Origin of the sequence: Robbsia betulipollinis, assembly GCF_026624755.1 — a bacterium.
Taxonomy (GTDB): domain Bacteria; phylum Pseudomonadota; class Gammaproteobacteria; order Burkholderiales; family Burkholderiaceae; genus Robbsia; species Robbsia betulipollinis.
Genome location: NZ_JAPMXC010000003.1, coordinates 160,272 through 178,763, shown reverse-complemented (window position 1 = coordinate 178,763; position 18,492 = coordinate 160,272). Strand labels below are relative to the sequence as shown.

Annotated in this window: 24 protein-coding genes; 1 reads left to right on the top strand and 23 read right to left on the bottom strand. The window is 67.0% G+C overall.

The genetic code is table 11. The features are described from left to right. Positions 1 to 2: 2 nt before the first annotated feature. Positions 3 to 1,304: a S1C family serine protease gene (locus tag OVY01_RS14180; RefSeq protein WP_267848250.1), complete on the top strand. Its 1,302-nt coding sequence runs from the start codon at positions 3 to 5 to the stop codon at positions 1,302 to 1,304. 30 nt (positions 1,305 to 1,334) lie between these two features. Here the strand turns inward: OVY01_RS14180 and tatC are convergent, their stop codons facing one another. The 23 genes from tatC to OVY01_RS14065 form a co-directional block, all read right to left on the bottom strand. Then, positions 1,335 to 2,153, bottom strand: a complete 819-nt coding sequence (gene tatC, locus OVY01_RS14175; RefSeq protein ID WP_267848249.1) for a twin-arginine translocase subunit TatC — start codon at positions 2,151 to 2,153, stop codon at positions 1,335 to 1,337. Next, positions 2,153 to 2,803 carry a Sec-independent protein translocase protein TatB gene (gene tatB / locus OVY01_RS14170; RefSeq protein WP_267848248.1) on the bottom strand — a complete coding sequence of 217 codons (651 nt, stop codon included), beginning with the start codon at positions 2,801 to 2,803 and terminating at the stop codon, positions 2,153 to 2,155. Before tatB ends, tatC begins: the two co-directional genes overlap by 1 nt. Positions 2,804 to 3,029: 226 nt before the next feature. After that, complete coding sequence (gene tatA, locus OVY01_RS14165) at positions 3,030 to 3,305, bottom strand: Sec-independent protein translocase subunit TatA (protein WP_432422247.1); 276 nt, start codon at positions 3,303 to 3,305, stop codon at positions 3,030 to 3,032. A gap of 151 nt (positions 3,306 to 3,456) precedes the next feature. Next, a complete protein-coding gene (locus tag OVY01_RS14160) occupies positions 3,457 to 3,819 on the bottom strand; it encodes a histidine triad nucleotide-binding protein (RefSeq protein WP_267848247.1) in 363 nt (120 codons plus the stop codon). A gap of 50 nt (positions 3,820 to 3,869) precedes the next feature. After that, on the bottom strand, positions 3,870 to 4,277 hold the full coding sequence (locus tag OVY01_RS14155; protein ID WP_267848246.1) for a DUF4870 family protein: 408 nt from the start codon (positions 4,275 to 4,277) through the stop codon (positions 3,870 to 3,872). 39 nt (positions 4,278 to 4,316) lie between these two features. Then, entirely contained in the window at positions 4,317 to 4,706 is a 390-nt protein-coding gene (locus tag OVY01_RS14150) for a phosphoribosyl-ATP diphosphatase (RefSeq protein WP_267848245.1), read from the bottom strand. Next, a complete protein-coding gene (gene hisI, locus OVY01_RS14145; RefSeq protein WP_267848244.1) occupies positions 4,703 to 5,101 on the bottom strand; it encodes a phosphoribosyl-AMP cyclohydrolase in 399 nt (132 codons plus the stop codon). The genes OVY01_RS14150 and hisI overlap by 4 nt, the downstream gene beginning before the upstream one ends. 33 nt (positions 5,102 to 5,134) lie before the next feature. Next, positions 5,135 to 5,920, bottom strand: a complete 786-nt coding sequence (gene hisF, locus OVY01_RS14140) for an imidazole glycerol phosphate synthase subunit HisF (protein WP_267848243.1) — start codon at positions 5,918 to 5,920, stop codon at positions 5,135 to 5,137. 121 nt (positions 5,921 to 6,041) lie between these two features. Further along, complete coding sequence (gene hisA, locus OVY01_RS14135; protein WP_267848242.1) at positions 6,042 to 6,797, bottom strand: 1-(5-phosphoribosyl)-5-[(5-phosphoribosylamino)methylideneamino]imidazole-4-carboxamide isomerase; 756 nt, start codon at positions 6,795 to 6,797, stop codon at positions 6,042 to 6,044. A 277-nt stretch (positions 6,798 to 7,074) separates the two neighbouring features. Continuing rightward, positions 7,075 to 7,722: an imidazole glycerol phosphate synthase subunit HisH gene (hisH, locus tag OVY01_RS14130; protein ID WP_267848241.1), complete on the bottom strand. Its 648-nt coding sequence runs from the start codon at positions 7,720 to 7,722 to the stop codon at positions 7,075 to 7,077. A gap of 2 nt (positions 7,723 to 7,724) precedes the next feature. Then, positions 7,725 to 8,312, bottom strand: a complete 588-nt coding sequence (hisB, locus tag OVY01_RS14125) for an imidazoleglycerol-phosphate dehydratase HisB (RefSeq protein WP_267848240.1) — start codon at positions 8,310 to 8,312, stop codon at positions 7,725 to 7,727. Positions 8,313 to 8,408: 96 nt separating this feature from the next. Continuing rightward, entirely contained in the window at positions 8,409 to 9,758 is a 1,350-nt protein-coding gene (gene hisD, locus OVY01_RS14120) for a histidinol dehydrogenase (RefSeq protein WP_267848239.1), read from the bottom strand. Positions 9,759 to 9,772: 14 nt separating this feature from the next. Next, positions 9,773 to 10,471 carry an ATP phosphoribosyltransferase gene (hisG, locus tag OVY01_RS14115; RefSeq protein WP_267848238.1) on the bottom strand — a complete coding sequence of 233 codons (699 nt, stop codon included), beginning with the start codon at positions 10,469 to 10,471 and terminating at the stop codon, positions 9,773 to 9,775. Continuing rightward, positions 10,468 to 11,736 (bottom strand): UDP-N-acetylglucosamine 1-carboxyvinyltransferase, encoded by a 1,269-nt coding sequence (murA, locus tag OVY01_RS14110; RefSeq protein ID WP_267848237.1) that lies wholly within the window; start codon positions 11,734 to 11,736, stop codon positions 10,468 to 10,470. Before murA ends, hisG begins: the two co-directional genes overlap by 4 nt. 165 nt (positions 11,737 to 11,901) lie before the next feature. Then, entirely contained in the window at positions 11,902 to 12,153 is a 252-nt protein-coding gene (locus tag OVY01_RS14105) for a BolA family protein (RefSeq protein WP_267848236.1), read from the bottom strand. A gap of 21 nt (positions 12,154 to 12,174) precedes the next feature. Further along, the gene (locus tag OVY01_RS14100; RefSeq protein ID WP_267848235.1) at positions 12,175 to 12,930 is read right to left on the bottom strand and encodes an ABC transporter permease; all 756 of its coding nucleotides are present in this window, start codon (positions 12,928 to 12,930) and stop codon (positions 12,175 to 12,177) included. Continuing rightward, positions 12,927 to 13,934 (bottom strand): ABC transporter ATP-binding protein, encoded by a 1,008-nt coding sequence (locus OVY01_RS14095; protein ID WP_267848234.1) that lies wholly within the window; start codon positions 13,932 to 13,934, stop codon positions 12,927 to 12,929. Before OVY01_RS14095 ends, OVY01_RS14100 begins: the two co-directional genes overlap by 4 nt. Positions 13,935 to 14,150: 216 nt before the next feature. Next, entirely contained in the window at positions 14,151 to 14,414 is a 264-nt protein-coding gene (locus tag OVY01_RS14090) for an STAS domain-containing protein (protein ID WP_267848233.1), read from the bottom strand. Between the two features lie 11 nt (positions 14,415 to 14,425). After that, on the bottom strand, positions 14,426 to 15,055 hold the full coding sequence (locus OVY01_RS14085; RefSeq protein WP_267848232.1) for an MlaC/ttg2D family ABC transporter substrate-binding protein: 630 nt from the start codon (positions 15,053 to 15,055) through the stop codon (positions 14,426 to 14,428). A 110-nt stretch (positions 15,056 to 15,165) separates the two neighbouring features. Beyond that, positions 15,166 to 16,146: an MlaA family lipoprotein gene (locus OVY01_RS14080; RefSeq protein WP_267848231.1), complete on the bottom strand. Its 981-nt coding sequence runs from the start codon at positions 16,144 to 16,146 to the stop codon at positions 15,166 to 15,168. A 39-nt stretch (positions 16,147 to 16,185) separates the two neighbouring features. Further along, positions 16,186 to 16,770, bottom strand: coding sequence for an outer membrane lipid asymmetry maintenance protein MlaD (gene mlaD / locus OVY01_RS14075; protein ID WP_267848230.1), 585 nt, complete (start codon positions 16,768 to 16,770; stop codon positions 16,186 to 16,188). A 40-nt stretch (positions 16,771 to 16,810) separates the two neighbouring features. Then, entirely contained in the window at positions 16,811 to 17,581 is a 771-nt protein-coding gene (gene mlaE, locus OVY01_RS14070) for a lipid asymmetry maintenance ABC transporter permease subunit MlaE (protein WP_267848229.1), read from the bottom strand. After that, the gene (locus tag OVY01_RS14065; RefSeq protein WP_267848228.1) at positions 17,578 to 18,411 is read right to left on the bottom strand and encodes an ABC transporter ATP-binding protein; all 834 of its coding nucleotides are present in this window, start codon (positions 18,409 to 18,411) and stop codon (positions 17,578 to 17,580) included. The genes mlaE and OVY01_RS14065 overlap by 4 nt, the downstream gene beginning before the upstream one ends. Positions 18,412 to 18,492: the final 81 nt, after the last annotated feature.

The window sequence follows — 18,492 nt, the reverse complement described above, 5'->3', positions numbered from 1 at the left end:
AGATGCTTAGACGCTTCTGGTTGTTCTTCGCGCAAGCGGTCACGGTCGTACTGGCGTTGCTTTTCGTCGTTTCGACCCTGAAACCGCAGTGGCTTCCCCACGGCGATGGCGGCCTCTTTACCCACCGGACGGACGCTGGCGGAACGGCGCAAGATACCGCCGCGACGGCGCCCGGCACCAGCGCATCGACGCCCTTCTCCCATGCGCCGCCCGGTAACGGGCGCGATGCGGTCGACCGGCGCCTGCCACGCGCGGACACGTCGTACGCCGGTGCGGCGCATCGGGCGATGCCGGCCGTGGTCAATGTTTTCTCGACCAAGGGCCATGCGGCGTCGAAGCGCGATCTGCGCATGAACGACCCGCTGTATCGCTATCTGTACGGCAACAAGGGCGCGCGCGGCGGCAGGGTCCCCGGCAACCGCGGCCGCGAGGAGCGTACGCCGGCCTCGAACCTGGGTTCGGGCGTGATCGTCAACGCCGAAGGATACATCCTTACGAATCAGCATGTCGTCGAGGGCGCGGACGAGATCGAGGTGGCGCTCGCGGACGGCCGCAAGACGTCGGCGAAGGTGATCGGCGCGGATCCGGATACCGATCTGGCGGTGCTGAAGATCGATCTGCCGGACCTGCCGACGATCGCGCTGGGCCATATCGAGGACCACCGGGTGGGCGACGTGGTGCTGGCGATCGGCAATCCGTTCGCCGTCGGCCAGACCGTGACGATGGGCATCATCAGCGCGCTGGGCCGCAATCACCTCGGCATCACCCCCTTCGAAAACTTCATCCAGACCGACGCGGCGATCAATCCGGGCAACTCGGGCGGCGCGCTCGTCGATGTCGAGGGTAACCTGATTGGCATCAATACCGCCATCTATTCCCGCAGCGGCGGCTCGCTGGGCATCGGGTTCGCGACCCCGGTGTCGACGGCGCGCATGGTGCTCGACAGCATCATTCAGACGGGCTCGGTGACGCGCGGCTGGATCGGCGTGGAGCCGCAGGACATCACGCCGGAGATCGCGCAGTCCTTTCATTTGAAACAGGCGTCGGGGGCGATCGTGGCGGGCGTGTTGCAGGGCGCGCCGGCGGACAGGGGCGGCGTGCGGCCGGGCGACATCATCGTCGGGGTCGACGATCAGCCGGTGACGGAGACGGTGAGCCTGTTGAATGTGATCGCGCAGATCGCGCCGGGAACCGATGCGACGCTGCACGTCGTGCGCCGCAACAAGCCGATCACGCTGACGGTGTCGATCGGCAAGCGGCCGACGCCGTCGCGCGCGGCGCGTTCGGAAGAAGAGGACGAGTAGGCGACACGGCCCGCATCCCGGGCCGCCGCCTCATACCACCGGCAGGTTCGCCGCGACGCGCGGCACGAAGAAGCGCGCGGCGATCAACCCGGCTTCGTAGAGAATGACCAGCGGTACCGCGAGGATGAGCTGGGAGACGACGTCGGGCGGCGTGACCACCGCCGACACGACGAATGCGCCCACCACCACGTACGGGCGGATTTCCTTCAGCTTTTTCAGCTGGACGAAACCCATGCGCACCAGCAGCACGACGACGATCGGCACCTCGAAGGTCACGCCGAAGCACAGGAACATCGTCAGCACGAAGCTGAGGTAGTTGTCGATGTCGGTGTTCATCTCGGCGCCCAGCGGCGCGTTGTAGTGCACCATCACCCGGAAGATCGTCGGGAACACGACGAAATAGGCGAACGCCATCCCGCACAGAAACAGGAAGTAGCTGCTGCCCACCAACGGCACGACCAGCTTCTTCTCGTGCTGGTAGAGGCCGGGCGCGACGAAGGCCCACAGCTGGTAGAGCACGATCGGCAGGGCAATGACGAAGGCGACCATCATCGTGACCTTCATCGGCACGAAAAACGAACCCGTGACGTCGGTGACGATCATCTTGCCGCCGGCGGGCAGGTTCTGCAGCAGCGGCCGGGCGAGCAGGCGGAAGATGTCCGGCGCCCAGTAGACCAGCCCGACGAAGACGACGATGACGGCGATCCCGGCGCGGATGATCCGGTCGCGCAACTCGATCAGATGCGAGATGAAGGTATCCTCGCCCGGCGTGGCCGCGCCACCCGCTACAGTGCCCGCTGCGGCCGCGTCGGCGGGGGCTTGGTTCGGATCGTTGGGGTTGGTCGTCATCAAAGGAAGCGGGTGGGTTGCCTGAGGCCGTCCGGACGATGCCGGGCGACACGCGCGGCGCCGGATTGCAGCCGCGTACGCACCAGTTGGGTACGCTTGAACCAGGCGGGCGGCGCGGCCTGCTTGACGCGCCAGTTGCGCCGACGCTGCGCGGCGCCGCCATCGTTCGCGGAATAATGGGTGCCGTAGCCGATGGGCGCGTCGGCGCTCGCGTTGTTTTGCGCGGCGCTTCCGGCCGCGTTCGCCGCGTCGCCCGACGACCCTTCGTAGACGCTGTAGCCGGACGGGTTGTGGTCGCTTGCGGCCGTGGCGCCGATCGCGGGGGGCGCGTTCGCGGCCTCGCTGCCGGGAACCGGATCGGGCGACAGCGTGCGCCAGGTCTCGTTGAGGTGATCCTCGGTTTCCCGAAGATGATCCTGGACGGACGACTGGGCGCTGCGCGCCGCATCCTCGAACGCGGATTTCGCGCTCTTCAGGTCGCCCATGTCCATTTCGCGGGACACCTCGGTCTTGACGTCGTTGATGTACCGCTGCGCACGGCCCAGCAGGGCGCCCGCGGTCCGCGCGACCCGGGGAAGCTTTTCAGGGCCGATCACGACCAGCGCGACGACCCCGATGATGGCAAGTTTCGAAAGACCAAGATCGAGCATGTATTCAAACCGGAAGGAAAGCGCAGCGGATACGACGGTGGCCCCCGAAGCGCAAACCTCGGCGCGCGCTCCGCAGGGCGCGACTCCCGTAGTGCGAGTGCCGGACGCGGGTTCCGGGCGGCCGCGTCGCGATCGCCCGGCATGCCGCCACCCGCTCCTCACCGCACGGCGTCACCGGCCAGCGGCCGCCCCGCGCCCGAAAACGCGGAATGCGGGGCGCAGACGGTCAGCGCAGGTTGCTGCGGTCCCGCGTCTCGACGTCGACGGTGTCCTTCGCGCGCGGCAGCGATTCGCCGGGCATGCCCGCGGCCGGCGGCATGCCGCTGCGCGAGGTTTCGCCAGGCACGCCGCCCGGCGGGATTTCGCCTTCGCGCATGCCGTCCTTGAAGCCGCGTACGGCGCCGCCCAGATCCGAACCCATGTTGCGCAGTTTCTTCGTGCCGAACACCAGCGCGACGATCACCAGCACGATCAGCCAATGCCAAATACTTAGCGAACCCATTACGTTTCTCCGATTCGTTCGCGGCCGCGCCGCGACACCTGCAGCCTACAGGGCAACGCCCCGGACTATGCCACAGGTGGAAAATCCATGTGTACTCCGCACGGGCCGGCGAGGCTTCGTCACCCACGCTGCCTGCCTGCCCTCCTATAGCCTACTCCATCCGCGACCAGGGGCGGGGTCCGCCGAGGATGTGCGCATGCAGATGATAAACCTCCTGGCCGCCGTTCGGCCCCACGTTGATGGCGGTGCGAAAGCCCGTTTCGCCGCCCGTGTAGGCGCAGCCGAGCTGCTCCGCGAGTCGGGCCGTCAGCACCATCATTTTACCCAGCAACGGGGCATCGGCGTCGCCGCAGGCGGACAAGGTTTCGATATGCCGCTTCGGGATCACCAGCGCATGCACCGGCGCGGCCGGATGGATGTCGTGGAATGCATAGAAATCGTCGTCCTCGTGGATTTTCCGGCTGGGAATCTCCCCTTTCACGATCTTGCAGAAAATGCAGTTGTGTTCGCTCATGTGCGTCTCCGGTTCTTATCGGGAAAAGTGCTTGGGTGACCCGCCGCGCGTCACGGCACCGGCCGCAGTTCGAACAGCCGCAGCCAGCCCTTGATCACGCGGTACCCGCCCCAGATCCAGATGACGACGAGAAACAGATAGCCGATATGGATCAAAAGGAACGGCAGGGACAGCAGCAACCAGAGCAGGCTCCACCAGAAGGTACGGATCCGCCAATTTGCATGGGATGCATACAGGCTCTGGCCGGCGTCGCCGCGCTTCACGTAGTCGATGATGAGGGCGACGATGCCGCTGACGCCGCCGGTAAACCAGGCGAGCGCGTACAGGCCGTAGAGGATGTGCGACAGCCCCCGCAGCTGCCGCGCGCGCGCGTCGTCGAGATGCAGGTCGGCGACTTCGGTGGCGTCGATCGTCTCGACGTCCTCGGCATGGGCTTTCCTGCGCTGGAATTCGTTCATGCTGTCTCCGGCTGTGCGGGGTGCGCCCGGCGTGTTTCGCTAGGCGTTCCGCGCGTCGCTCTGCTCGCGCTCGCGGACCTTGCGCAACGCTTTCTCGTCGATGCCCGACAGGCCTTCGCGACGTCCAAGCTCGGCGATCACGTCGGCCGGCGACAGGTCGAAACGCGAGAGCGCGATCAGGCAATGAAACCAGAGGTCGGCGACTTCGCCCACCAGCGTGGCCCGGTCGCCGCCGTGCCGGGCGTCCTTGGCGGCCATCACGACTTCGGTGGCTTCCTCGCCGATCTTCTTCAGGATCGCGTCGTCGCCCTTGTGAAACAGACGCGCGACATAGGAGGTTTCCGGGTCGCCGCCCTTGCGGCCGTCGATCAGACTGGCCAGGCGGGCGAGCGTGTCGCCCGGAAGGGGAGAAATGGGGCCTTCGATCATTTGTAGATGTGCTCCGGATCCTTGAGGACAGGCTCGACGCTGACCCAGTCGCCCGTGTCCGCGTCGCCTTCGAATTTCTGGAAAAAGCAGGAATGACGGCCGGTGTGGCAGGCGATGCCGCCCACCTGCTCGATCTTCAACAGAACGACGTCCGCGTCGCAGTCCAGCCGGACTTCATGGACGCGCTGCACGTGCCCGGACTCCTCGCCCTTGAACCAGAGCCGCTGGCGCGAGCGCGACCAGTACACCGCACGGCGCAGCGCGAGAGTCTGCTGCAACGCCTCGCGGTTCATCCACGCGAACATCACGACATCGTTGCTGCCGGATTCCTGGGCGATGACCGGCACCAGTCCGGCCGCGTCCCACTTTACTTTGTCGAGCCATGCGTGTGTCATGAAAACCCTGCGGATAGGCGATGAAAACGAAGTCTACAGACGCACCGGGATGCCGCGCGACGCCATGAAACGCTTCGCCTCGCCGACCGTGTGCTCGCCATAGTGGAAGATGCTGGCGGCCAGCACCGCGTCGGCATGGCCGAGCGAGATGCCTTCGGCGAGATGTTCGAGCCCGCCGACGCCGCCCGAGGCGATCACCGGCACCGAGACGGCGTCGGACACGGCGCGCGTCAATGCCAGGTCGAAGCCGCTCCTGGTGCCGTCGCGGTCCATGCTGGTCAGCAGGATCTCGCCCGCGCCCAGGGCCGCCATGCGCTGCGCCCACTCGACGGCGTCGAGCCCGGTGCCGCGCCGCCCGCCATGGGTGAAGACTTCCCAACGCGCGGCGGCATCCCCGACGGCAGGCCCCCCGGCAATGCGCTTCGCATCGATCGCGACGACGACGCATTGCGAGCCGTACTTGTTCGCGGCGTCGGCGATGAGCTGCGGATTGGCGACGGCCGAGGAGTTGACGCTGATCTTGTCGGCGCCCGCGTTGAGCAGGCGCCGGTAGTCCGCGACCGTGCGCACGCCGCCGCCCACCGTCAGCGGGATGAAGACCTGCGAGGCGACCGCCTCGATGATCGGCAGGATCAGGTCGCGGTCGTCGGCGGTGGCCGTGATGTCGAGAAAGGTCAGTTCATCGGCGCCTTCGCCGTCGTACCGGCGCGCGACCTCGACCGGGTCGCCGGCGTCGCGCAACTCGAGGAAATTGATCCCCTTGACGACACGCCCGGCGTTGACGTCGAGACAGGGAATGATGCGTTTTGCGAGAGCCATGGTGGGTGCGGGCACGCGCTGGGCGCGCCCTTTAGGGGTTCACGAAGGCGCCGGCACCGGGCCGGTCACTTGCCGCCGCGCGGGCACCGTGGCGATGCCACGGCGCCGGCGCCGGCCGGGATCAGGGCGCGCCGTCGCCGCCCGCCAGCGAATCGGCGCGGTCCTGCGCCGCCGCGAAGTCGAGATCGCCGGAATAGATCGCGCGCCCGCAGATCACGCCTTCGATGCCTTCGGCCGCCACCGCGCACAACGCGTCGATGTCGGCCATGTTCGACAGACCGCCGCTGGCGATCACGGGAATCTTGACCGCGTTGGCGAGGCGCACCGTGGCCTCGATATTGATGCCGTGCAGCATGCCGTCGCGGCCGATGTCGGTGTAGATGATCGATTCGACGCCGTAGTCCTCGAACTTGCGCGCCAGGTCGATGACTTCATGGCCGGTCAGCTTGCTCCAGCCGTCGGTCGCGACCTTGCCGTCGCGGGCGTCCAGGCCGACGATCACGTGCCCGGCGAACGCGGTGCACGCATCCTTGAGCAAGCCGGGATTCTTCACCGCGGCGGTGCCGATGATGACGTAGGACAGCCCGTCGTCGAGGTAGCGCTCGATCGTGTTCAGATCGCGAATGCCGCCGCCGAGCTGAACGGGAATGTCGTTGCCGACTTCCGCAATGATGGCGCGGATCGCGGCTTCGTTGCGCGGCTTGCCCGCGAAGGCGCCGTTGAGGTCGACCAGATGCAGGCGGCGCGCGCCCTGGTCGACCCAGTGACGGGCCGCGGCGGCGGGATCCTCGGCGAACACGGTCGCCTGGTCCATATCACCCTGCTTGAGGCGGACGCACTGACCGTCCTTGAGATCGATGGCCGGAATGAGCAGCATAAAAATCGGTGTAGTGGTCGGTTCGGGTCGAGGGATGCCCGCAGGCTCTGCGGGCCGAGCGGCGGCGTGAATGCGGGGCCGCCGCTCGTCGGCCGGGCGCCGGCACGATGCCGGGAACGCCGCGGATGCCTCGTAGTGTATTACAGATGGATTGGCGCCTGACGCACGCACTGATTCATTTTTTGCATGCCGCCGGCGCCGCCTGCCGTTATTGCCGGCCTTCCTCGAATCTACCCGCACATCCTCCGCGGATCGACTCGCGGATCGACCCGTGGCGCTAGCCGCCGGGCGTCCAGTCGACGAAATTGCGATACAGCCGCAATCCCGCCGCCGCGCTTTTCTCGGGATGGAACTGCGTGGCGAAGATATTGCCCCGCGCCACCGCCGACGTGAACGGCGCACCGTAGGTGGTGACCCCTACGGTATCGGCGGCATCCGCGGGCGCCACGTAGTAGCTGTGCACGAAATAGAAGAAGGCGTCGTCCGCGATACCCTCCCACAAGGGGTGCGCGCGTGCGTGCCGCACCCGGTTCCAGCCCATTTGCGGGGTCTTGAAGCGCGAGCCGTCGTCCTGCGTCCGGCCATCGAGCTGGAAGCGCAGCACCTTGCCGGGCAGCAGCCCGAGGCCGGGCGTGTCGCCTTCCTCGCTGAGGTCGAACAGCATCTGCTCGCCGACGCACACGCCGAGCAGCGGCTTGCTGCGCGACGCGGCCACGACGGCTTCCTGCAATCCCGACTCGCGCAACGCGCGCATGCAGTCCGGCATCGCGCCCTGGCCGGGCAGGACGATACGGTCCGCCGTGGCGATGCGCGCCGGATCGGCGACGATCTCGACCTGCGCCTCGGGTGCGGCGTGCTTGAGCGCCTGCGCGACCGAGCGCAGATTGCCCATTCCGTAGTCGACGATGGCGATCGAATTGGTCATGTTCAGAGACTGCCCTTGGTCGATGGAATCTGCCCGGCGGCGCGCTCGTCCATTTCGACCGCCATGCGCAGCGCGCGGCCGAAGGCCTTGAAGACCGTCTCGACCTGATGGTGCGCGTTGACGCCGCGCAGATTGTCGATATGCAGGGTCACGCCGGCATGGTTGACGAAGCCGCGGAAGAATTCGATCGTCAGGTCCACGTCGAAGGTGCCCACGCGCTCGCGCGTGAACGGTACGTGGAATTCGAGTCCCGGCCGGCCGGAGAAATCGATGACGACGCGCGACAGGCACTCGTCCAGCGGTACGTAGGCATGGCCGTAGCGGCGGATGCCCTTGCGATCGCCGATCGCCTTCGCCACCGCCTGACCCAGCGTGATGCCGACATCCTCGACGGTGTGGTGATCGTCGATATGGGTATCGCCTTTCGCTTCGACTTCGAGGTCGATCAGCCCGTGACGGGCGATCTGGTCGAGCATGTGGTCGAGAAAGGGCACGCCGGAATGCAGCGCGGGGCGGCCCGTGCCGTCGAGATCGAGCTTCACCCGGATTTGCGTTTCGCTGGTGTCGCGTACAACTTCCGCAGGTCGCATGGTCTTGGTGTCAGGCAGGTTGAACGCCGGGTGCCGAGTATGACGTCGGCCGGGCGGGTTGATCGAATGCTAGTTTAACCGGGTTCGCGGCGACGCTCAGGCGGCGGGATCCGGCGCCGCCAGCGTCTCCATGCGCAGTTCCGCGCTGCGCGCGTGGGCCTGCAGCCCTTCCCCGTAGGCCAGCTCGGCGGCGATGCGCCCGAGCGTCATCGCCCCCTGCTCGCTGACCTGGATCAGACTCGAGCGCTTGATGAAGTCGTAGACGCCGAGCGGCGAGGAAAACCGCGCGGTGCGGGAAGTCGGCAGCACGTGATTCGGGCCGGCGCAGTAGTCGCCGAGGCTCTCGCTGCTGAAGCGGCCGAGGAAAATGGCGCCGGCGTGCCGGATCTGCTCGGCCCATTGCGCGGGCGCGGCGGCGGAGATTTCGAGGTGCTCGGGCGCGATGCGGTTCGCGATCGCGCACGCCTCGGCCATGTCGCGGACCTGGATCAGCGCGCCGCGCCCCTCGAGCGACGCCCGGATCACCGCCTGCCGGGGCATGGTGGGCAGCAGCGCGTCGGCCGCCGCCTGCACGGCGTCCAGATAGGCGGCATCCGGACACAGCAGGATCGATTGCGCGAGTTCGTCGTGCTCGGCCTGCGAAAACAGGTCCATCGCGACCCAGCGCGGGTCCGTGGTGCCGTCGCAGATCACCAGAATCTCGGACGGCCCGGCGATCATGTCGATGCCGACGGTGCCGAAGACGCGGCGCTTCGCGCACGCCACATAGGCATTGCCGGGGCCGACGATCTTGTCGACCGCGGGCACGGTACGGGTGCCGTAGGCGAGCGCGCCGACGGCCTGCGCGCCGCCGATCGTGAAGACGCGGTCCACGCGTCCCAGGCGCGCGGCGGCCAGCACCAGATCGTTGCGCACGCCGCCCGGCGTGGGCACGACCATGACGATCTCGCGCACGCCGGCGACCGATGCCGGAATCGCGTTCATCAGCACCGACGACGGGTAGGCCGCCTTGCCGCCCGGCACGTAGATGCCCACGCGGTCCAGCGGCGTGACCTTCTGCCCGAGCATGGTGCCGTCGGCTTCGGTGTATTGCCAGCTGTGCGTGCCGGATTCCGTGGCCTGCTTCTCGTGGAAGGCACGCACGCGCGCCGCCGCCGTCTCCAGCGCGTGGCGCCGCGCCGGTTCCAGGCCGTCGAGCGCGCGGTCGAGTTCGTCGGCGCGCAGTTCGAGCGCCTCGACATTCGGCGCGTGCTGCGCATCGAGCCGGTCGAAACGGCGGGTGTAGTCGAGCACGGCGGCGTCGCCGCGCGTCTTGACGTCGGCCAGGATGCCGGCCACCGCCTGGTCGATCGCGGCGTCCTCGCCCGCTTCGAACGCCAGCACCGCGGCCAGCGTGGCGTCGAAGCCGGCGTCGCGGGAATCGAGTCTACGAATGTTGAGTGCCATGGAATCTTCCGTTTTCAGGCGGGCGCGTTCGCGCGCGTGGTGCGCGCGAACGCGTCGAGCAATGGCGCGAGCGCCGCGCGTTTGAGTTTCAGCGCCGCCTGGTTGACCACCAGCCGCGACGAGATCTGCATGATTTCCTCGACCTCCACCAGCTGGTTCGCGCGCAGCGTGCCGCCCGAGCTGACCAGATCGACGATCGCGTCGGCCAGGCCGACCAGCGGCGCGAGTTCCATCGAACCGTACAGCTTGATGAGGTCGACGTGCATGCCCTTGGCCGCGAAATGCTCGCGCGCCACCTGCACGTATTTGGTGGCGACGCGCAGCCGCGCGCCCTGCCGCACGGCGCTGGCGTAATCGAAATCGACATGCACGGCGACCGACATCCGGCAGTGCGCGATATCCAGATCGAGCGGCTGATACAGCCCCGCCCCGCCGTGTTCGAGCAGCACGTCCTTGCCGGCCACGCCGAAGTCCGCGGCGCCGTACTGCACATAGGTGGGAACGTCGGTGGCGCGCACGACGATGACGCGCAGGTTCGGATTCGTCGTGGGCAGGATCAGCTTGCGCGAGGTCTCCGGATCCTCGGTGATCTCGACGCCGGCCGCGGCCAGCATCGGCCGCGTTTCCTCGAAGATCCGGCCCTTGGACAGCGCCAGCGTCAGCGGCACGTTCGCCGCATTCGCCACGTTCAGTGCGTCGGCAACCGGGTTCATGCCGCGCTCCCGTCGCCATGGATGCGGCGCACCGCCGCGCCGAGCCCGCACAGCTTCTCTTCCATCCGGTCGTACCCGCGGTCCAGGTGATAGATGCGGTCGATCGTCGTGCGGCCCTCGGCGACGAGACCGGCGATCACCAGCGACGCCGAGGCGCGCAGATCCGTCGCCATCACCGTGGCGCCGGAGAGCTGTCGGCTGCCGGTGATGAGCGCGGTATTGCCCTCGATCGTGATGTTCGCGCCCAGGCGGTTCAGTTCCTGCACATGCATGAAACGGTTCTCGAAAATCGTCTCGATGACCTGCGCGGCGCCGTCGGCGACGCAGTTCAGGGCCATGAACTGCGCCTGCATGTCGGTCGGAAACGCCGGGTATTCCGACGTGCGAAAACCGATCGCCTTCGGACGCCGGTCCATGCGCACGCGGATCCAGTCCGCGCCGGTATCGATGTCGACGCCGGCCTCGCGCAGTTTCTCGAGCACCGCGTCGAGCAGGCCCGGCGCGACGTGGCGCAGCGTGACGTCGCCGCCGGCCGCCGCGACCGCGCACAGGAAGGTGCCCGCCTCGATCCGGTCGGGGATCACCCGGTGCCGCGCGCCGTGCAGACGCTCGACGCCCTGGATCACCAGACGGTCGGAGCCGATCCCGTCGATCTTCGCGCCCATCGCGACCAGCAGGTTGGCCAGGTCGCTGACCTCCGGTTCGCGGGCGGCGTTCTCCAGCACCGTTTCGCCGTCGGCCAGCGTGGCGGCCATCAGCAGATTCTCGGTGCCGGTGACGGTGATCATGTCCGTGACGACCAGCGCGCCCCTGAGCCGCGTCGCGCGGGCTTCCACGTAGCCATGATCGATCGAAATCTCCGCGCCCATCGCCTGCAAGCCCTTGATGTGCTGATCGACCGGCCGCGCGCCGATCGCGCAGCCGCCCGGCAGCGACACGCGCGCGTGCCCGAACCGCGCGAGCAGCGGGCCGAGCACGAGAATCGACGCGCGCATCGTCTTGACCAGCTCGTAGGGCGCGACCGGATGATCGACGCGCCCGCCGTCGAGCGTGACGCGGTGGCCGTCGACCTCGGCGCGCACGCCCATCTGACGCAGCAGGGCCAGCATCGTGCCGACGTCCTTCAGGTCGGGCACGTTGTCGAGTTCGACCGGCTCCGCGCTCAGCAGGCTGGCGCAGAGAATCGGCAAGGCGGCGTTCTTCGCCCCCGAGACGGTGACTTCGCCCGCGAGCCGCCGGCCGCCTTCGATACAGATTTTGTCCATCGAGGCACTCTCCCGCGCTTCATTGCCTTCGGCCGCGGAAGCTCCCGCGCCCGGATTGTCTTCGATCCGCACTGTCTTTCTTTTCCTGGCTTGCTGGTAAGGCTGGTCCGCCGCCGCATGCCGCGCGCCACGCGGCCCGGCCCGGCGCGGAACCGTCGGTTCGGTTCAGGCCGCCGCGGCCGCGGCGCGCCATTCCACGGGGGTCAGGGTCTTCATGCTGAGCGCATGGATCTCCTCGCGCATCCGGTCGCCCAGCACCGCGTAGACGATCTGATGCCGCGCGATCGGGCGCTTGCCCTCGAACGCGGTGCTGACGATCGTCGCGAAGAAATGCTGGCCGTCGCCTTCGACGGCGATGTGTTCGCAAGACAGGCCATCGGTGATGTAGGCGCGGATCTGCTCGGGAGTCGGCAACATGGGAAGCTCCTAAAACACCCTCTAGTGGCGCAATTTGAATCCGGTCGCGAGCAGCCGGAGGGCAATGCCCGCGAGTATGACGAAAAAGCATGCCACGACCGCCAGGCTCTGCCATGGCGGGACGTCGGACATGCCGAAGAAACCGTAGCGAAAGCCGTCGATCATGTAGAAGAACGGATTGAACCACGAGACCGTGCGCCACACGGGCGACAGCGAATGCGTCGAATAGAACACGCCCGAGAGGAAGGTCAGCGGCATGATCAGGAAATTCTGGAATGCCGCCAACTGGTCGAACTTGTCCGCCCAGACGCCGGCGATCAGCCCGAGCGTGCCGAGGATGCCCGCGCCCAGGACCGCGAACAGCACGATGTACAGCGGCGCGGCGAACGTCATCGGCACGAACCAGATGGTCACCAGGAAGACCCCCAGCCCCACCACCAGCCCCCGCACCATCGACGCGAGCACGTAGGCGCTGAACATTTCCCAGTGCGCGAGCGGCGGCAGCAGCATGAAGATCAGGTTGCCGGTGATCTTCGACTGGATCAGCGACGACGAACTGTTCGAGAAGGCGTTCTGCAGCACGCTCATCATCACCAGGCCGGGCACCAGGAAGCTGACATAGGCGACGCCGTCATAGACCTGCGTGTTCGCGCGCATCGCGTGGCCGAAGACCGCCAGATAGAGCAAGGCGGTGATGACCGGGGCGGCGACGGTCTGAAAGGCGACCTTCCAGAAGCGCAGCATCTCTTTGTAGAACAGCGTGCGAAAGCCGATCATGACAGCCCCTCCACGGTTTCAGGTTCGCGGGTGAGCTGGAGGAACACGTCCTCGAGGTCCGCCTTGCGGATCTCGATATCGTCGAAGCCGCACCCGGCCTCGCGGCATTTCGCCAGGATCGGCTCGACGTCGTCATAGCTGCCCAGCCGCAGGACGTACTGACGCGCCGCGGCGTTTCCCGATATGGCACCCGGCGCGGCGCCCGGCGCCGTGGGAAGGATGCTCGCGGCCGCCGCCGCGCCGGGCGCCTCCGCCTCGAGCGCACGCAGCGATGCCGGCAACGCGCACCCGCTCAGGCGCAACACCAATTGCAGCCCGGCGAAACGGCGCAGCAGGGTATCGGTGCGTTCCAGCGCGACGACCTCGCCGCGGCGCAGCATCGCGATCCGGTTGCAGAGGTTTTGCGCCTCCTCGAGGTAGTGCGTGGTCAGCACGATCGTGTGCCCTTCCCGGTTCAGCCGGGCAATGAACTGCCACAGCGTCTGCCGCAGCTCGACGTCGACGCCGGCGGTGGGTTCGTCGAGGACGATCACCGGCGGCCGGTGCACCAGCGCCTGCGCGACCAGCACGCGCCGCTTCATGCCGCCGGAAAGCGCGCGCGTGTTGACGTCGGCCTTGTCGCTTAGACCCAGGTGATGCAGGATTTCATCGATCCAGGCGTCGTTGCGGTTGAGCCCGTAATACCCGGACTGGATCCGCAGCATCTCGCGGACCGTGAAGAAGGGATCGAACACCAGCTCCTGCGGTACCACGCCGAGCGAGCGACGCGCCTGGCGGAAGTCCGTGACGACGTCATGCCCCAGTACCTGCACGGTACCGCTGTCGGCGCGCGCGAGGCCGGCCAGGATGCTGATCAGCGTGGTCTTGCCGGCGCCGTTCGGGCCGAGCAGGCCGAAGAATTCGCCCTGCTCGATCGATAGATTGACGCCCTTGAGGGCTTGCAGCGTGCGATAGCGCTTCTTGACGCTGCGGATTTCGATAGCCGAGGGCTTGCTGCTGGACATGGGTATACGGGGTCTGGTCGGCCTGCGTCGGGGCCGCGCGCGGCTGTCTGTGCGCCTGCGCCGGACCGGCCATGGACGCGGGCGGCCATGGAAAGCCTGCCATTATAGGGGATAAGCGGGGGATCGGCGCGCGGGTAGGGATAAGCCCCCGTCACGCAGACACGACGCGGGGGACCCCGGCGGCCCGGTAAGCCGCCAGAGCATGGCGTGTCTTCGTCAGTTCTCGCCGAACGCGAGCGTATCGACGCCGTAGGCACGAGCGAGGCTGGCGAGCGCCGGTGGCGCCCGCAATACCTTCAGATCCCGCCCCCGCGCCAGCGTGGCGCGGCGCCAGGCCATCAGCACGGCCAGCGCCGACGAGTCGAAACGTACCAGCGCCAGGCAGTCCAGCTGCGTCTCGCCCTCGGCGATCCGCTTCAGACCCGCCTTCAGCACTTTTCTGGCGGTTTCGTGCGTGATCTCGGCACCCGTTTCCAGCATGTCGCCGCTCCTTAGCTCTTGCCTTGCGCCAGTTGCTGGTTACGGGTCGTCAGGAACTGCACGAGGCCCGCCACGCCGTTGCGCTGGATCTGCTCGGCGAACTGTTGCTGGTAGGCCTGGATCAGCCACGCGCCCAGTACGTTCAGGTCATAGACCTTCCAGCCCGAAGCGGTTTTTTCGAGACGGTAATCGAGTTCGATCTGGTTGCCCTGGTTCGTCACCTGGGTGCGCACGACCACATCGCTGGCGTCCGGTGCCGCGCGGAACGGCAGATAGGTGATCTGCTGGTTGCGCACCTGCGCGATCGCGCCGGAATAGGTGCGAATCAGCAGCAGCTTGAACTGTTCGGCGATCTGCTGCCGCTGTTCGGGCGTGGCCTGGCGCCAGTAACGGCCCATGACGAGCTGCGTCGTGCGCTCGAAATCCGTGTACGGCAGAATCTTCTGATTGACCAGCGTGATGATCTGATTGATGTCGCCGGATTGCAGCGCCGAGTCGGACTTCACGGTGTTCATCACATCCGTCGTGATCGAGCGGATCAGGCCATCGGGGGTCGCGGTATCGGCGGCCGCCCGGGCCTGGGACATGCCGGCGAAGCCCACTGCGAGGGCCAAAAGCGGGGCCAGGAAAAACTTGCGCATCAATACCTCTCCTTGTTTTGCGGTGATATCGAGGAAGCCGAAGGTGGCGCGGATCTGGATCCTCCGATCGTCGGACCCGGCGCGTCGCGGCTCGTCTCGTCCATACTTCCCTACCAGAATCTCACACTTGGCAAATAGCCGCCGCGCGGCAACGTCTGCCCGGGTGCATCCAGATCCGCCGGTTTCTGGCGCTTGCGCCGCGTCGTGGCCGCCGTGCCCGAGGCCGACGACGCGCCATCCGCCGCGGCGGCGGACGCGCCAGTGGCCGAAGCGGCGGACGCGCCGCCGGGCGCCGTGGCGGAGGCGCCCTGGGCCCCGGCGGCCGGCGTGTTCAGGTTCGTCGCCGGGCCCGAGGTGCCGCCAATGCCCGCGCCGCCGTCCGCGTCGCCGTAATCCGGCAGCGCGGTCTCGTCGTCCTGGCCCAGCAGGTAATGCCGCCGTTGCAGATAGCCGTTGCGAATGAAGGAATACTTGTCCAGCGCGGCATCGGCGACCAGATCGGTGGCGTTGAGCAGCGACGCGCGCAGGCTGATGGCCCGCACGCCGTACAGCGTGTAGGCGGCCCACGTCGGCTCGATATAGCTGCTCGGGTCCACGTAACGATCGACGACGAAGCCGGCCGCATCCCGCACCGTGCTCGGTCCGAGGATCGGCAGCACCAGATAGGGGCCTGCCGGCACCCCGTAGTGACCGAGCGTCAAACCGAAATCGGCCTGGTATTTCGGCAGTTTCGCCTGGGTCGCGACGTCGAACAGGCCGCCCAGACCGAAGATCGTGTTGATCACGACACGCATCACCGTCTCGGTTCCCGCGGCGATGTCGCCCTGCGCGTACTTGTTCGCGGCCACCGTGACGTCGCCGATGTTCGAGAAGAAATTCGAGACGCTGGTGCGCACCGGCTGCGGCAGCACCGCGTTGTAGGCCTTCGCCACCGGCCGGATCGCAACCTGGTCGATCTTGTCGTTGACCTTGAATACCGTACGGTTGAAACCCTCGAACGGGTCTTCCTTGCTCGGCGTCTGTACCGTCGAACAGCCGGCGAGAAGCGTCCCCGCCGTCACCACCGCCCACGCGGCCCGTGTTGTGTCCATCTGTGATCTCGTTGTGTAATTAACGTGCTGTCGTGTGGTTCATTGCGCCGCGCTGGCCGGCGGGGAAACCGCCGCGCCCGTGCCCATCGCGGCACCCGCGCCCGGGAACGCCGGCGCGTGGGCCGCGCCCGCCGCGCCACCTGCGGCCGCTCCGCTGGCGGCGCCTCCCGCATCCGCGGCCTTGCTGTACAGGAACTGGCCGATCAGGTTTTCCAGGACGATCGCCGACTGCGTCATCGTGATCGTGTCGCCCGCCTTCAGGTTCTGCTCCGCGCCGCCCGGTTCGAGACCGATATACTGCTCGCCCAGCAGGCCGGAGGTCAGGATCTTCGCCGAAGAGTCCGTGGGAAACTGGAACTGCTTGTCGACGTCGATCGTCACCAGCGCCTGGAAGGAGTGATCGTCGAAGGTGATCGCGTTGACGCGTCCCACCACCACACCCGCGCTCTTGACCGGCGCGCGCGCCTTCAGGCCGCCGATATTGTCGAAGCGCATCTTGACCGTGTAGGTCGGCTGAAACGACAGCGCGCTCAGATTCCCCGCCTTCAGGGCCAGGAACAACAGGGCAACGAAGCCGAGTATGACGAACAGTCCGACCCAGAAGTCGAGAGCAGTCTTTTTCATCGTTGGTTCTCTAGTTTCTCTTTCGAGAAATCCTTTGTAGTCAGTTGCCGAACATCAGCGCGGTGAGCAGGAAATCCAGGCCGAGCACGGCCAGCGATGCATACACCACCGTGCGGGTGGTGGCGCGGGAGACGCCTTCCGGCGTCGGGCTCGCCTCGAAGCCCTGGTACAGCGCGATGAAGGTCACCGCGAAACCGAACACCAGGCTCTTCAGAACGCCGTTGCCGACATCCGCCCAGACATTCACGCCCCCCTGCATCTGCGACCAGAACGCGCCCTGATCGATGCCGATCATGAGCACGCCGACCACATAGCCGCCGAAGATGCCGACCGCGCTGAAAATGGCGGCCAGGATGGGCATCGAGATCACGCCCGCCCAGAAACGCGGCGCGACGACATAACGCATCGGATCCACCGCCATCATTTCCATGGCCATCAATTGCTCGCCGGCCTTCATCAGGCCGATCTCGGCGGTCAGCGACGTGCCGGCGCGCCCGGCGAACAGCAGGGCGGCCACCACCGGACCCAGTTCACGTACCAGCGACAGGGCCACCAGCAGCCCGAGCGCCTGTTCCGAGCCGTACCGCGACAGCGTGTAGTACCCCTGCAGACCCAGCACGAAACCGACGAACAGGCCGGACACCGCGATGATCAGCAGCGAGTAATTGCCGACGAACAGGATCTGGCGCGTCACTAGCCGGGGCCGTCGCAGCAGCGGGCCGAGCAGCAGCACCAGCTTGACGAACATGCGCGCCGCGTAGCCGGCACGCCCGATGCCCGACAGCACGCCCCTGCCAAGGGAACTGATCATCGCGCGCCCCCTTTCGACGCCGCGCCCATGCCGAAATCGGCCTCCAGCGGCACGCCGGGGTAATGAAACCGGAACGGCCCGTCGGGCGCCGCGTCGATGAACTGGCGCACCGCCGGGTCCGTCGACGCGCGCAACTGGTCCGGGGTGCCTTCGGCGGCAATGCCGCCATTGGCGATGAAATACACGTAATCGGCGATCGCGAAGGATTCCGGCACATCGTGCGTGACGAGAATCGACGTCGCGCCCAGTGCCTGATTGAACGTGCGGATCAGGTTCGCGGTAATGCCGAGGGAGATCGGATCGAGTCCCGCGAACGGTTCGTCGTACATCATCAATTGCGGGTCCAGTGCGATCGCCCGCGCGAGCGCGACTCGCCGCGCCATGCCGCCGGAGATTTCGGAGGGCGCGAGGTCGCGCGCGCCGCGCAGGCCCACCGCGTTCAGTTTCATCAGAACCAGATCGCGGATCAGTTCCTCGGGCAGATCGGTATGCTCGCGCAGCGGGAAGGCCACGTTCTCGAACACGGTCTGGTCCGTGAACAGCGCGCCGAACTGGAACAGCATGCCCATCTTGCGGCGCAGCCGGTAGACCCCTTTCGCGCCCAGCGCACCGATATCCTCGCCGCCGAAACGGATCTGGCCGCCGCTGGCGCGCACGAGCCCGCCGATCAGTTTCAGTACCGTCGTCTTGCCGCACCCGGACCCGCCCATGACGGCGACCACCTGGCCCCGTCGAAATTGCATGTTCAGGCCGGAAAGGACCAGGCGCTCTCCATAACCGAACGCGACATCGCGCAATTCGAGCACTATTTCGGAATTAACGCTTGGCACGGCTCGGGCGATTCCTTATGGCGATGATTCAGGATGATGGCGTGCGAAAGCGCCTCGTGTATCGGGGACGCATCCGCATGA

Coding starts and splice junctions, on each gene's coding strand:
- OVY01_RS14180 (WP_267848250.1), top strand. CDS start 3: ATGCTTAGACGCTTCTGGTTGTTCTTCGCGCAAGCGGTCACGGTCGTA.
- tatC (WP_267848249.1), bottom strand. CDS start 2,153: ATGACGACCAACCCCAACGATCCGAACCAAGCCCCCGCCGACGCGGCC.
- tatB (WP_267848248.1), bottom strand. CDS start 2,803: ATGCTCGATCTTGGTCTTTCGAAACTTGCCATCATCGGGGTCGTCGCG.
- tatA (WP_432422247.1), bottom strand. CDS start 3,305: ATGGGTTCGCTAAGTATTTGGCATTGGCTGATCGTGCTGGTGATCGTC.
- OVY01_RS14160 (WP_267848247.1), bottom strand. CDS start 3,819: ATGAGCGAACACAACTGCATTTTCTGCAAGATCGTGAAAGGGGAGATT.
- OVY01_RS14155 (WP_267848246.1), bottom strand. CDS start 4,277: ATGAACGAATTCCAGCGCAGGAAAGCCCATGCCGAGGACGTCGAGACG.
- OVY01_RS14150 (WP_267848245.1), bottom strand. CDS start 4,706: ATGATCGAAGGCCCCATTTCTCCCCTTCCGGGCGACACGCTCGCCCGC.
- hisI (WP_267848244.1), bottom strand. CDS start 5,101: ATGACACACGCATGGCTCGACAAAGTAAAGTGGGACGCGGCCGGACTG.
- hisF (WP_267848243.1), bottom strand. CDS start 5,920: ATGGCTCTCGCAAAACGCATCATTCCCTGTCTCGACGTCAACGCCGGG.
- hisA (WP_267848242.1), bottom strand. CDS start 6,797: ATGCTGCTCATTCCGGCCATCGATCTCAAGGACGGTCAGTGCGTCCGC.
- hisH (WP_267848241.1), bottom strand. CDS start 7,722: ATGACCAATTCGATCGCCATCGTCGACTACGGAATGGGCAATCTGCGC.
- hisB (WP_267848240.1), bottom strand. CDS start 8,312: ATGCGACCTGCGGAAGTTGTACGCGACACCAGCGAAACGCAAATCCGG.
- hisD (WP_267848239.1), bottom strand. CDS start 9,758: ATGGCACTCAACATTCGTAGACTCGATTCCCGCGACGCCGGCTTCGAC.
- hisG (WP_267848238.1), bottom strand. CDS start 10,471: ATGAACCCGGTTGCCGACGCACTGAACGTGGCGAATGCGGCGAACGTG.
- murA (WP_267848237.1), bottom strand. CDS start 11,736: ATGGACAAAATCTGTATCGAAGGCGGCCGGCGGCTCGCGGGCGAAGTC.
- OVY01_RS14105 (WP_267848236.1), bottom strand. CDS start 12,153: ATGTTGCCGACTCCCGAGCAGATCCGCGCCTACATCACCGATGGCCTG.
- OVY01_RS14100 (WP_267848235.1), bottom strand. CDS start 12,930: ATGATCGGCTTTCGCACGCTGTTCTACAAAGAGATGCTGCGCTTCTGG.
- OVY01_RS14095 (WP_267848234.1), bottom strand. CDS start 13,934: ATGTCCAGCAGCAAGCCCTCGGCTATCGAAATCCGCAGCGTCAAGAAG.
- OVY01_RS14090 (WP_267848233.1), bottom strand. CDS start 14,414: ATGCTGGAAACGGGTGCCGAGATCACGCACGAAACCGCCAGAAAAGTG.
- OVY01_RS14085 (WP_267848232.1), bottom strand. CDS start 15,055: ATGCGCAAGTTTTTCCTGGCCCCGCTTTTGGCCCTCGCAGTGGGCTTC.
- OVY01_RS14080 (WP_267848231.1), bottom strand. CDS start 16,146: ATGGACACAACACGGGCCGCGTGGGCGGTGGTGACGGCGGGGACGCTT.
- mlaD (WP_267848230.1), bottom strand. CDS start 16,770: ATGAAAAAGACTGCTCTCGACTTCTGGGTCGGACTGTTCGTCATACTC.
- mlaE (WP_267848229.1), bottom strand. CDS start 17,581: ATGATCAGTTCCCTTGGCAGGGGCGTGCTGTCGGGCATCGGGCGTGCC.